This is a genomic window from Ruegeria lacuscaerulensis, from assembly GCF_013034745.1.
GTDB classification, from domain to species: Bacteria; Pseudomonadota; Alphaproteobacteria; order Rhodobacterales; family Rhodobacteraceae; genus Ruegeria; species Ruegeria lacuscaerulensis_B.
Genome location: NZ_WQGP01000022.1, coordinates 1 through 11,796, shown reverse-complemented (window position 1 = coordinate 11,796; position 11,796 = coordinate 1). Strand labels below are relative to the sequence as shown.

Sequence of the window (11,796 nt, the reverse complement as noted above, 5' to 3'; positions counted from 1 at the left end):
ACATCGTGCCCTATTCAATTCAATCGCAACAGGCGGGATCAGGTAAAGAGATTACCGTGCATTCTTCGGACATCGCGTCCGGACTGTGATACGAACGCTGATACAAGGATATGGTCCAAGCGCGAGAAAACCCAATGTCAGAACACAAGCTGCTTCGGTCGAAACTTGGGTTTTCACCGTGCTTCCCCAAGCTTGGAACACTAGCTTCTTTTGCAAGCGCTACTGTTGCATTTCTGGCATGGATCGAGCTCGCCCACGCCGAGAGTCCCGGTTTGACTCTCATCGACTCCTTCAAGGTGGCGGATAAATCGGAAGGCTTCTCGGAGCCTTCCGGATTGTCTCTGTCCAACGCGGAAGGCTTCTTATGGTCAGTAAGCGACGCTGAACCTAAACTGCACCTACTTGGAATCGACGGGGCATTAGGAAACTCATTCAAGCTGCCTTCATTGGCGGGATCAGATCTGGAGGGCGTCGCATCACGAAAAGATGGGTCTGTTTTAGTACTTCAGGAAACTGATCGATCAATTCTAGTCGTTCACCCGACAGACCCCATTCAACTAACTACAATCCCTCTCACATCTCTCAAAGGCTACTCGGACGCCTCTGAATTTCTCGTCGGCAACCCTTTGAACAAGGGACCCGAAGGCATCGCCGTTGACCCGGAATCTGGGCGGGTCTTTGTTGGCATTGAGGGACAACCAAGGTTGTTAATGGTGTTATCGCCAGAACTAGACGAAATTGTTGAGATTATTCCTTTAGCCCGCGATGCAGGTTTTATCTCCGAACGTGTAGATGATAATGAACTGGATTTGAGTGGCCTGGCATGGTCTCGGTCCTCGCGTTCACTTTGGATTGTGAGTGACAAAAGCCGTCAGATCTTCGTCTACAATCCAAAATCCAAGTCAGTAAAGTCTATCAGTTTGACGTTCTCAGAAGATGGCAAACAAAAGGAAGTTAAACATCCCGAAGGGATCGCTCTCGATGAGACCAAAGGGCTTCTCTACATCCTGACAGACGATGCCAAGAAATCGCGGCTTTATGTTTTTAATATCCCCAAATTTTGATCGCTGGGGAATGAAGCTCACATCGCCACAATAGCTTCCGCAAGTTGTTGCAGCTAGATTACTACTCCTCTTCGTTGGTGCGCCCTAATCAGAACCGAACACTTAAGTTTGCACCGAGGCCATGCTCTTGGCCGTTGGAGCGAACTGAATAGCCATATCCTGCCGTTAGTCTGGCCAGATCAGAGATCTGATACCCTAGCCCCAGGCCAAGAACGAAGCCATTTGCTCCTCGGTTTTGACCGACTTGCGTGAATGTCCCAAATATCGGGCTTGTTACAGTGATTTCGTGCTCACTGTCCTTGTTGGCAAAGAAGTCATATTCATACCGGGCAAAGGCGAGTGGGGTTAGTAAGCCATTCGCTGTCAAGACGTCCCGTTGGTAGTCAACTCCAATGGAAGCGACCAGAGACTCTGCGTTCGCTTTTTCAATAGAGTAGTTGAAATCGCCGCCGCCGGTTTCTGTGCCTGAGCCTTGTTGGATGCGCCCGTAGTTCAATCCAAAAACCGTAGAAACCCTAGCACCGCTGTCCAGGCTAAACAGCTTCCGTGCCTGGATCCCGGCGTGGATTCCCTCTTGGTCCAAATCTGACTTTGCTTCGCCTCCTGTAAAGCCATCAACAGAAGGGTTTCGCCGCTTGGCGTCGGTTTCACCGAACATGTAACCGATCAGCCCAGAGAACTCCCATGTTCCGGTTGTTGTGCGCCCATAGACGCCCACGTGATAGCTGTCGGTCGAAAAGTCCTGATCGACTTGATCGTGTTCATCCATGGAGGATGTCCCGAAGCCTGCGTAAACGCCGACCACACCTCTATTGGTACTTGCGACATCCGCTCCGACCAAAATGGTGCCCAGCGAATAGTCGAATGTCCCAAGGCCGTTACTTCCATCAACGTCCCCGCTCACATAGGCTGTGTCGATCCACCAGCGCCGGTCAGAGCAGTCGATTGCGCCGCTCGGTCTTTGGGCCGAGTCGATGTCGCCAGATGCAACGGGTTGATCGTCATTGCTGAAGCCGACCGCTTGATACTTGCGGCAGTCAGCGTGACTCAGCACTGTGTTGGTTATCAGGTCTAATTGCTCCAGCCCAACGGTCAGGTTCGAGGAATAGGGTTCGGCGTGCACACGGTTAAACCCAGCCAGGCCTGAATTGGTAAGCGTGTTTACGGCATTGCCCAAGGTTGAGCCATTGGTCAGACCGGTTCCAGGTGACATGTTTGTGGTGTTGGCCACCGCGCCAGCGAGATTGCTGGCATTTGGCGAATTGGTAACTGCTGGGTTCTGGGGCAAGCTTGTGACCGGTTGAGCAGTGAATGCGATATCAATCTGACCATCAGTGGTCGGCGTGTTGGCTATCGTCAGATTGGACAACGCTGGAAGAGATCCTCCTGCAACGAGCGTGGGTGAGTTCCCATCAAAACTTGAGGCTTGAAATACCGTGTAGTTGTTGCCGGCTGCATAGTCCTGCGCTGTCAGGCCGGGCCGAGCAGCTTCGACTTGTATAGTTGCGCGGTCAATTCCCGTCACTGGCCCGCTGGATGACACCAAGTCAGCTTTTTGCCCGGCCGTCGGATCGACTTCAGTCAAGAGCCTTGATCCCGTTTCAAAGGCAATGCCGCCACTGTTGTTGAGTGTGCCAATTGAAAAGCCCGGCGAAAGCACTCCTCCGTTCTTAACTGTGAAGTTGAACGCGTTCACAGTACCCGTTCCGGCCAGCGTGCCAAAATTCTCAAAGTTCACGGTGTTCAAACTGCTTGCCGCATCAAGTCGAACAGTCGTGCCTGCGGCTATCGCCATATCGCTGGTCGAAGAAATCGAACTATTCGTCAGCGTGAAATCAGAAGCCTCAGCAACCCGGGTCTGAATGTTATATGCCCCGAAGACTACTTCGGTGGCTCCCATAACGGTCAGGTCGTCATAGGTTAGCGGGCGGTCGGACTGGAAGTAAACTTCAGTGGGGTCGATATTCGCGCCGTTGAATGGCGCAAACGTCATGGATCGGCCGGAACCAATCGACGTTCCGATGAGGTTCACTCGAAGCTTCCCATTGATATTGTTTGCCAAGGCTTCTCGCGAAACAAAGTCTCCGCTACCTGCCGCGACATCAACATTCAGAAGCGTCAAAACTGAAGCATTACTTGGAACAGTGTTTTGGCCGGGAACATACAACTCAATTTCACCTGAGGACGTGATTGAGGAGTTTCCAATTGTAAGTCCTGTAATGGGTCCGTTTGGGATCGGGAGACACGTGCGTTCCGTGGTTGAGATTGTTTGATTGATGCGAGTGCTTTCAGATCCAGAAGAGTACTCAATTCGAGGAGAACCTAATTCTACGCAGGCCTGTGAGCTTTGGGCTTGTACTTTGGTTGGCGACATCAAATAAGCCAAGATTAAGAATGCGATATTCGCCAGAGTGATGCGCTGAGCAATTCGACTTAGTGGGAACGGCCTATTGTTTGTCACCAACTTTCTCCTCTCGCGGTACAAGCGAAGCTACCTCAACTTAGGACTTGAAAAACAAAGTTTATCATTTTGGATTTTTTGTTGTGGCATATGAGCAAGCTCACAACACGGGAAACCGCCGCGATATCATCGGTACACTGGGGCACTTGGCCCTTATCGAAAAGCTTGTGCCAGAAATTCTCATGATCGTGCCCGAAGGAAGCGCATATGACTTGCGTCGGATGAATGATTTGCGCGACAAACTCTTCTTAAAGGGTATTCGCTTTGCGACACTGCCCGAAAAGAGAGCTGAACGAGCTACAGACCTTAGGGTATCCGAATAAAGCTATTTGCTGTCAGCATCATGGGATACAGCATTTGACAAGGGTCTGGTGACTTTCAAGGACGACGAGACACCTAGGTTTTCGAGTAAATTGTCCGCACCGGCAATGAGCTCGTTTTCTGGACATTCCAAGCAGATCTCTGGTCAAACTGCTGGGCACAAGGAGAACCTGATCTGGTATCGCGATCAGGTGTTCAATCCTTGAGCAACTGAAACCTATCCTTCGACACCCGCATAAGGCGATTTACTTGCTCTCCTCTGCACTATTATCGTGAAACAGTGCAAACTTATGGGCAAATCGTGCAAACTTATGGGGTGCGTGAAGGTTTGTGCGCGTCCCTACACATCTGTAGGGACGCGCATAACGCTGCATTCCTAACATTGATTTTATTCAGAAAATCTCGGGGTCTTCGCCCATAATTTTGCGCAGCATTTGCGCATAAGTTTGCACGATTTGCCCATAAGTTTGCACGGTTCACTATACACGTTCAAAATTCGATTGTCGTAGCGTAATACGATCAACTTTAACGCATCAAAACTCAATCAAAAGTGCATTCTGACTGGTATAATTCAACCCAAACCGAACAACACAACTCAATCGCGAGGTCGCGGCAAATCCCTTTCAATGTAGCGCGGCTTGGTCGGCCTTGAATGTCCACTCACCGTGGCTCAACCAACGGTTCATATTTCCATAGACATTTCGTGCCAAGTCATTCCTCCATGATCAGAGGTTGATGGACGAAGATAGTTGTACCCAAATCTCTGATAAAGCGGAACGTGATGCTCTTTGCACATAAGGTAGATCGCGGATTTACCCATTTTTCTCATGCGGCCGACGAATTCAGTCATCAATGCCCGCGATAGGCCTTTTCCTTGATGCTCCGGATCCACGACGACAGACATAATAACGACATTTGGCGCGTCAGGGTCATGCCCAGCAAGTTCTTTGAATTCCTCGTCAGACATTTCAACGTTGTACGCACATCCGCAATTCACAAAGCCAACAATCTCGCCTTCGATTTCGAGAATGAGGAAACCATCGGGATAGACCTCGATTCTCTTTGCTATCTTTTCGAGGGTAGCCGCTTCGTCGCCTTCATAGGCATCAGTCTCGATCTCAAAGCATCGAATTGCATCATAGGGTTGGGCATTTCGAAATCTGTTCATGCATTTACACTATGAACGATGGGTCAAGTTGTATAGCCGCCGTCGGTCTTGCTCGCACCATTGCTCAATCTGCGCTCGGCGCAGACTCTCTCTGCGCTCACATCTAGCGGCAGCTTTGCGAGCAATGTTGCCCCAGGCGCGAACACATGCTTTTCATTCCACAACAACGCAGCACACCCTTGACCGTAATCACTTGCACATTTAGTCAAGTTTGATCTGCCCGCTGGGACGACCCGGCCAAGCAAGGGCGTTTTTTCAGGACGACCTGGCAAATTAGAGGTCGAACATGGCAACTAAAACCAAACAAGCCAGGAAACTGATCGAGGGTAGACCTGCCCTAATCGTAATCGACATTCAAAAGAGCACGTTTATTGATGACAGCGAAGTACGCTCCATCGACAACATGCCGGGCTACAAAGAGCGCATGATCGCTGCGCGTGATTTGGTTGATGCCGCACATGATTACGATGTGCCAGTCATTTTCATCCAAGAAGTCCATCGTCCCGATAGGATAGACTTCGGCCGTGAACTGGATGGTGACGAAGACATACACTGTCTCGAAGGTGATCCAAGAACGGAAGTTGCAAAAGATGAGATGGGATATCGCAAAGGTGACTACATCGTACCGAAGCGACGGTATTCTGCATTTTTTGGAACCGATTTCGAAATCCTGCTGCGCGGTTTAAAAGTAGACACACTTTTATTGTGCGGCGGTTTGACGGATGTTTGTGTGCACTACACATTCGTCGATGGCCACCAATCAGACTACTTCTGCCGCGTTGTAGAGGACTGCGTTGGAGGGTCATCTGTCCAAGCCCATGAAGCTGCTCTCAAAGCTATGGAGTATCTACAAACCGGCGCTGTTCAGAGCCGAGAAGCAGTGATCAACGCGATCACCTCGCTCTAAATTGCAATCGAACTGTTATTAGCAGTTGGGGCGCACAATTATTTAGGGTGCACAAACGGGTGGAGATTTTTGTTGCTTGATCGCCTTGGACTTGCCCACTTGAAGCAGAAGATACCGACACTTTCAGTGCAAGCCTTTGAGTGTGCGACGATGGCCCTTCAAAACCTCGCTTGCATCGCAATCCAGCCGTCGGCGCGTATAATGCGAATATGACAAGAGATATTGAATCTAACGCTCAGACAATTGCTGATGCCCTGACCTCTTCCCAGCAGATACCTAAACTGTCTTCAGAGGCAGAACAGCTATCGCTGGATGACGCATATTCGATTGCTAGTTGTGTCCGCGAGATTCTGGGCAAAGAAAGAGTCGGCCGAAAAGTCGGCTTCACGAACCGCACGATTTGGCCTGTTTACGGTGTGGATCAACCCATTTGGGGAGAGGTCCACGCAGATGGGCTGTTTTCGACTGATCAGCCGGTAAACTTGGCAAGTTATTCAGAACCGAGAATCGAGCCAGAAATCGTACTGGGCCTTAAACATGCACCAACAACTGAAATGAACAATGAGCAGTTGGCAGGTTGCGTGGAATGGGTGGCCCCGGGATTTGAAATTGTTCAATCGATTTATCCCAACTGGAAATTCTCGGTCGAAGACTCAATCGCTGCACAAGGATTGCACGGCTGCCTTGTTCTTGGCGACAAAATCGCGGCTACGCATGATGTCTTGACCGGCTTAGCCGAAGTGCCACTAGCATTGTTCAAGGGCGCCGAGGCCATCGAGTCCGGCAAAGGTGAAAACGCGCTTGGAGGCCCAATTGAAGTCCTGGCTCATCTTGTGTCTCTACTCTCACAAGCCGACCAGCTTCAGGCAGGCGAGCTGGTTACAACCGGTACTTTGACAGACGCATGGCCAGTGTCTCCGGGTGAAGAATGGTCAGCTGGTTTTGGTGGCGTGATGGACACCGAGCTATCAGTACGATTTACATGAGGCCTTGGTAGAGTGGTGACGCCGACCGCACCAAAGAAAAGTTACTCTCAATAGCTGACCATGATGGTCTTCCACTGGTTTCATCAAATCTGGGACGCAATTTAACCAGGTCCGGTTTAGGCTCGGTGTCGTCGTTCGCACAGTCGCGGCGAATGTCCGGAAAGCGGACATGCATCGCGACTGAGCGAATGACCGCGTGGAGCCCATACCTGTGTAGTTTGCCCTCCGCAGCGAATGTCAGCTTGTCCGAGCTGTTCTATGCTCGTGTGCTGCTTCCTCGTGCCGTTCCTCAAGAGCCTGACGAATGATCTGGTACGAAGATGACAAGAACAGGCTTGCCATGATAGCAGCAACTATTAGGTCAGGCCAACCTGTTGCCGTGCCCCAGACGCCCAACGCGGCAATCATCACAGCTACGTTACCGATGGCGTCGTTCCGCGAGCATAGCCAGACTGATCGCACGTTGGCGTCTCCATCCTTGTAGCTAACAAGCAAGAATACGCTCGCAAGGTTTGTTGCGAGAGCCAACGCGCCGATGATGCCCATAATTTCGGCCTCTGGAACGCCCACGTAAAAAACACGGTAGACGGTAGACCCAAACACCCACGCACCCATAAAAAAGAGGCTGATCCCCTTTGCCAAGGCGGCATTCGTTCGAGCGCGGATAGACGCGCCGATCACAGCGAGGGAAATGCCGTAGGTCAGTGCGTCACCAAGGAAGTCGAGCGCGTCGGCCTGAAGTGCCTGAGACTTCGCGTAGTGTCCCGCGGTCATCTCGACCACGAACATCGTCGCATTCAACGCGATGACGATCCAAAGCCGACGTTTGTATTCGTTCGACATTCCGTCGAATTTCACCTCGTTGCCGCAGCACCCTGCCATCTCAAAACCTCTTCAGAATCGCGTCAGATCCAATGTAGTGTCTCTAGTGACTAGAGGTTCAAGAGGTTTTTCACATGTTCTCGATTGGCGAGCTTTCGAAGCGGACGAAGGTCAAAGTGCCCACCATCCGCTATTACGAAGAAATGGGTCTACTGGCCGCACCGGAACGGACGGCAGGCAACCAGCGGCGCTACACAAATGAGGGTTTGGAGCGCCTGAGCTTTATACGGCACGCGCGTGATCTCGGCTTCTCCATCGAAGCAATTTCTTCTTTGATTGAGTTACAGAACCATCCGGATCGGTCGTGCGAAGCGGCCACCGAAATCGCAGAAGGTCAGTTGTCCGAAGTACGCGCGAAGATCAAACGCCTCAAAGCTCTCGAATATGAATTGAAGCGTATCGCACAGGGATGTGACGGACGGGGTGTGGCAGAAGACTGTTACGTCCTGGCTTCGCTTGCAGACCATGACCTTTGTGGTCGAGATCACTGACCCACAAAAGCAGACATCTTTTCACTGATTTTGAACGGCCGCTTGGCGGACGAAGCGGACATTGCAAAGTTTGGTGGTCGAGGCCAACTTTGGGCATGGTTTATGGTAAGGTCCTTGCATGTCCTGCGAGGGGGAGTACCATGATCGACGCTGAACAGCGATTGATAGACTACAACATCATTTTACCTGCGCCGCTAAAATTGCCTGTTGGTATGGTGTTGCCATTTCCGTGGATTAACGTTCGGGGCGACCGGGCGTTCGTATCTGGTCATGGACCACAAGAAACAGACGGCACTCCGGCCGGGCCATTTGGAGCAGTCGGAGAAAATGTGTCTGTGGAAGAGGGCTACGCCTCAGCACGCAAAGTCGGGCTTTCTATTCTCGGCAGTCTAAAGCGCGAACTTGGCAGTCTAAACCGAATAACGGGGTGGTGCCGAGTTCATGGGATGATCAATTGCAAATCTGGCTTCAGCGATACGCCTGCGGTTCTCAACGGTTTCACGGATTTGATCATTGACGTCTTTGGAGAAGAGATTGGCCGCCATTCACGTACGGCGGTCGGGGTGGCAGGTCTACCAATCAACTTCCCAATTGAAATCGAAGCAGAGGTTATTGTCTCAACGGCCTAGAATACACGTGGATCCGGAACGACATACTGGTCAAAAAGTAGCAGGAATGTCGCTTCGCCGGGCAGAAGTACTGTATGGAAGAAGGCTTCTGGGTGAGCCAGAAAGGAGACTTCATGATTAAGTTTATGCCTAAGTTTCTGATTGTAACGGCGCTTTGTACGATCCAATACTCTCAAGAAGCACTCGCGCAAAGTCACACCCACGACGCTGAAGTCACACCGTACGCCGGTCTGCAATCCCGGACCATCAAAAGCTTATCAGAGACCGATTTAGAAGAGCTGCGGCGCGGCGGAGGTTGGGGTTTTGCTTTACCTGCGGAGCTGAATGGCAAACCAGGCCCAGCACACTTGCTCGAATTGCAAGATGAACTTGGACTTTCGAAGGATCAGGTGGAAAGAATTGAAGCGATCTATTCAGAAATGCGCAAACAGGCAATCGTCGCAGGCGAGCGGTTTATTGAGGCCGAAGCGGCGTTAAGTGAAGCGTTTGCCGGTGACCAGCTTGACTTAGCCGAGCTAAACAAACTTGTTAAAGCGGCAGAAACGGCCAGGGCCGAATTGCGACTGATTCATCTGTCCCGGCACCTGCAAACAACGCCGCTGTTGAGCGCAGATCAAATCCAGCAATACAACATTCTAAGAGGGTATGCGAACGACCCGTGTTTTAGTGTGCCTGAAGGCCACGACCCAACCATGTGGAAAAAACACAACGGTTGCAGCTGAATCCTTCTGAAATCAGCGCAAACTAATTTTGGACATGGAGCTGGGAAATCTGATTGCCCTTCATCCAATCTCTCAGCTGTGTCGAGCAAACACACTCGTCGTCCCATCCAGACCAACGAGCAAGGTTTCATAGGGCTCTCGTTCGTCTGAAAAATCCATGCCGGGTGATCCCATTGGCATGCCGGGAACTGTCAGGCCGAGGCCTTCAGGATGTTCGGACAAAAGTCGATAGATATCTTCTGCCGGGACATGACCTTCGACAAAATAGTCCCCAACAATTGCAGTGTGGCAACTGGAAAGCACATCTGAGATTTTCATTTGTTCTTTAAGCGACCACAGCTGCTCCTGCTCCACGTCTAGCATATCGGCGCGAAATCCTGCGGAAATCAGGTGATCTACCCATGCGGCACAACAGCCGCAGGTTGGCGTCTTGTAGACTTTGATGAGTGGGGCTTCTTGACCGACGGAAGGAGTGGCTAACACTGCTGCTGTACCCGCTAGTAAAAATTCGCGTCGTTTCATTGGTCTCTTCTCCGCTTCCTCATGGGACACAAAAATATTGTGCCAAGGCCAAACTTTTCAATGTTACCGGACTGAGCATCAAACGGGCAGTTTCGATACAAGATCTGAATCTCAATCCAAGTAACACTGGTCGCCAAACGTTTTGTGAGTTGCGTCGCGTATGGCTCAAGTTCACTCGAGCGTTCGGCAATGGACCTCGCGATCAACGTCGTGGTGAGGTCCATAGCAACCTTCTAAGCCGTGGCCATGCCAATTGCCTTGGTGGTGCCTGCCCGTGCACCCTGACAATGCAATCACTATGACCAAGAATGCCGCTCTTCGCGGGTGCTTGATCCAACAGTTCTGTTCCATGTGCAAACCAACCTAGTAGCAATCCGGCTACCTTTGCTTTGACGCAGGTCAACACCCCATTGAGGCAGCTTCCAAATAGCGGCAGTTAGTCTATCGTGAACAGCTCCTGTCTTTCAGCAACACCGCGCAATCTGTATTGCCCCAGGGAAACAAGACTTGGAATGGAGCCCACCAAGTCGCCCGCCACCTTATCGGAAACCACAATATTCTGATCAAGCGCGCTGCACATGCCTAAAATGCGCGAAGTTGTATTTACCGCTGGGCCGACCACTGTGAAATCCAAGCGAGACCTACCGCCAATATTGCCATAAAGAACATTGCCTGCGTGCAACGAAAGAGTGAAGCCGGTCGTTGGTAAACCGTCCACTTGCCGTCGTTGGTTGAGTTCCTCAAAGGCATCTCGCAACTCCGCTGCCGCGTGAATTGCGACGCGGCGAGCGTCCGGAACTTGATTGATATCGAAGATGGCAAGCATTCCATCTCCCATGAATTTCAGAACGTTACCGCCATTGCGTTCGACTACGTCAACAGCTTCCGCGAAGTAGTCGTTTAGCAATTCTATGATTGAGTCCCCCGGAAGCGCCTCTGACAATTTGGTAAATCCTTGCAGGTCAAAATACCAAATCACCGCTGAAATAGTTTCCGATGAACCTCGGGTGATGTCCCCGGAAAGAACGCGCCTACTGGCGTCTTTGCCCAGATATGCGGCTGTAATGTCTTCAGCCATCAATCGGTTCGCCCCACATTTCAGCGTCAGGCAAAGTGGAGATATCAGTTGACGCAAACCATCAAGTTGCTCGCTTGTGAAGCCCCCGTTCGCGTCGGTTGTCAACGAGATTATGGCACCTTCATAGGCCTGCATTGGATCGACTGGCGTAGTATTGTCCTGAATAAGGAAAAACCGTTTAACAGCGAAGTAGTCAGTTGCACCGCGCTCGCGTAGTTCGTCGAAGATCGGAAAGTTGAGCGCGGGTTCTTCGACTGTCAGATCTTGTCTGATCTCTTCAACGTTGTTTGCCAAAAGATAATAAATTGGGCTTAGAACGTATTCCTCAGGCGCATCCGTTCTTCGGACAAAGTTCTCTCGCTCATGACCGCCATCCCTGTGCCAGCGAAAAGCGACAGTCCCAATCTCGGGATGATGAGCGCGAACAGTGATGTTTGCTCTTTGAAGCGGAATTCCTGCCGAAACAAGACGGTTGCAGAATGCTTCAAGCCAGAGCTCCACAGGCGCATTTGGAATGCCTCATCTGACTAGGTCCACCGTTATGTATAGTGAACGGAGGACAGAG

General features: G+C 51.1%; 12 protein-coding genes. 7 read left to right on the top strand and 5 right to left on the bottom strand.

The genetic code is table 11. The features are described 5' to 3' along the window. The first annotated feature begins 134 nt into the window (after nucleotides 1-134). On the top strand, nucleotides 135-1,064 hold the full coding sequence (locus GOV79_RS22150; RefSeq protein WP_170791785.1) for an SdiA-regulated domain-containing protein: 930 nt from the start codon (nucleotides 135-137) through the stop codon (nucleotides 1,062-1,064). Between the two features lie 88 nt (nucleotides 1,065-1,152). On the opposite strand, the gene GOV79_RS22145 is transcribed toward GOV79_RS22150, so the two are convergent. Next, nucleotides 1,153-3,525 carry an autotransporter family protein gene (locus GOV79_RS22145; RefSeq protein WP_331252786.1) on the bottom strand — a complete coding sequence of 791 codons (2,373 nt, stop codon included), beginning with the start codon at nucleotides 3,523-3,525 and terminating at the stop codon, nucleotides 1,153-1,155. Nucleotides 3,526-3,572: 47 nt separating this feature from the next. On the opposite strand from GOV79_RS22145, the gene GOV79_RS22140 reads away from it, so the two are divergent. After that, nucleotides 3,573-3,848, top strand: coding sequence for a hypothetical protein (locus tag GOV79_RS22140; RefSeq protein WP_170791784.1), 276 nt, complete (start codon nucleotides 3,573-3,575; stop codon nucleotides 3,846-3,848). A 680-nt stretch (nucleotides 3,849-4,528) separates the two neighbouring features. On the opposite strand, the gene GOV79_RS22135 is transcribed toward GOV79_RS22140, so the two are convergent. Then, nucleotides 4,529-5,014, bottom strand: a complete 486-nt coding sequence (locus GOV79_RS22135; RefSeq protein ID WP_170791783.1) for a GNAT family N-acetyltransferase — start codon at nucleotides 5,012-5,014, stop codon at nucleotides 4,529-4,531. Between the two features lie 286 nt (nucleotides 5,015-5,300). Here GOV79_RS22135 and GOV79_RS22130 point away from each other — a divergent pair, with 286 nt between their 5' ends. Continuing rightward, nucleotides 5,301-5,921, top strand: coding sequence for a cysteine hydrolase family protein (locus GOV79_RS22130; protein WP_170791782.1), 621 nt, complete (start codon nucleotides 5,301-5,303; stop codon nucleotides 5,919-5,921). Between the two features lie 209 nt (nucleotides 5,922-6,130). After that, on the top strand, nucleotides 6,131-6,907 hold the full coding sequence (locus GOV79_RS22125) for a 2-keto-4-pentenoate hydratase (RefSeq protein WP_170791781.1): 777 nt from the start codon (nucleotides 6,131-6,133) through the stop codon (nucleotides 6,905-6,907). A 237-nt stretch (nucleotides 6,908-7,144) separates the two neighbouring features. Here GOV79_RS22125 and GOV79_RS22120 read toward each other — a convergent pair whose 3' ends face one another. After that, on the bottom strand, nucleotides 7,145-7,789 hold the full coding sequence (locus GOV79_RS22120; RefSeq protein WP_170734126.1) for a cation efflux transmembrane domain-containing protein: 645 nt from the start codon (nucleotides 7,787-7,789) through the stop codon (nucleotides 7,145-7,147). A 74-nt stretch (nucleotides 7,790-7,863) separates the two neighbouring features. On the opposite strand from GOV79_RS22120, the gene GOV79_RS22115 reads away from it, so the two are divergent. From GOV79_RS22115 to GOV79_RS22105, 3 genes are all read left to right on the top strand, one after another. Beyond that, nucleotides 7,864-8,280: a MerR family transcriptional regulator gene (locus GOV79_RS22115; RefSeq protein WP_170520077.1), complete on the top strand. Its 417-nt coding sequence runs from the start codon at nucleotides 7,864-7,866 to the stop codon at nucleotides 8,278-8,280. Nucleotides 8,281-8,420: 140 nt separating this feature from the next. Then, nucleotides 8,421-8,909: a RidA family protein gene (locus GOV79_RS22110; RefSeq protein WP_170791780.1), complete on the top strand. Its 489-nt coding sequence runs from the start codon at nucleotides 8,421-8,423 to the stop codon at nucleotides 8,907-8,909. Between the two features lie 74 nt (nucleotides 8,910-8,983). After that, nucleotides 8,984-9,631 carry a periplasmic heavy metal sensor gene (locus GOV79_RS22105; protein ID WP_214648147.1) on the top strand — a complete coding sequence of 216 codons (648 nt, stop codon included), beginning with the start codon at nucleotides 8,984-8,986 and terminating at the stop codon, nucleotides 9,629-9,631. A 72-nt stretch (nucleotides 9,632-9,703) separates the two neighbouring features. On the opposite strand, the gene GOV79_RS22100 is transcribed toward GOV79_RS22105, so the two are convergent. Both GOV79_RS22100 and GOV79_RS22620 read right to left on the bottom strand, forming a co-directional pair. After that, nucleotides 9,704-10,153: a DUF411 domain-containing protein gene (locus tag GOV79_RS22100; protein WP_170791779.1), complete on the bottom strand. Its 450-nt coding sequence runs from the start codon at nucleotides 10,151-10,153 to the stop codon at nucleotides 9,704-9,706. A gap of 436 nt (nucleotides 10,154-10,589) precedes the next feature. After that, entirely contained in the window at nucleotides 10,590-11,732 is a 1,143-nt protein-coding gene (locus GOV79_RS22620; protein WP_170791778.1) for an adenylate/guanylate cyclase domain-containing protein, read from the bottom strand. Between the last annotated feature and the right edge of the window lie 64 nt (nucleotides 11,733-11,796).

Excerpts from the sequence above, each read along its gene's own strand:
- GOV79_RS22150 (WP_170791785.1), top strand. The coding sequence starts at position 135 with ATGTCAGAACACAAGCTGCTTCGGTCGAAACTTGGGTTTTCACCGTGC.
- GOV79_RS22135 (WP_170791783.1), bottom strand. The coding sequence starts at position 5,014 with ATGAACAGATTTCGAAATGCCCAACCCTATGATGCAATTCGATGCTTT.
- GOV79_RS22130 (WP_170791782.1), top strand. The coding sequence starts at position 5,301 with ATGGCAACTAAAACCAAACAAGCCAGGAAACTGATCGAGGGTAGACCT.
- GOV79_RS22125 (WP_170791781.1), top strand. The coding sequence starts at position 6,131 with ATGACAAGAGATATTGAATCTAACGCTCAGACAATTGCTGATGCCCTG.
- GOV79_RS22120 (WP_170734126.1), bottom strand. The coding sequence starts at position 7,789 with ATGGCAGGGTGCTGCGGCAACGAGGTGAAATTCGACGGAATGTCGAAC.
- GOV79_RS22115 (WP_170520077.1), top strand. The coding sequence starts at position 7,864 with ATGTTCTCGATTGGCGAGCTTTCGAAGCGGACGAAGGTCAAAGTGCCC.
- GOV79_RS22110 (WP_170791780.1), top strand. The coding sequence starts at position 8,421 with ATGATCGACGCTGAACAGCGATTGATAGACTACAACATCATTTTACCT.
- GOV79_RS22105 (WP_214648147.1), top strand. The coding sequence starts at position 8,984 with ATGGAAGAAGGCTTCTGGGTGAGCCAGAAAGGAGACTTCATGATTAAG.
- GOV79_RS22100 (WP_170791779.1), bottom strand. The coding sequence starts at position 10,153 with ATGAAACGACGCGAATTTTTACTAGCGGGTACAGCAGCAGTGTTAGCC.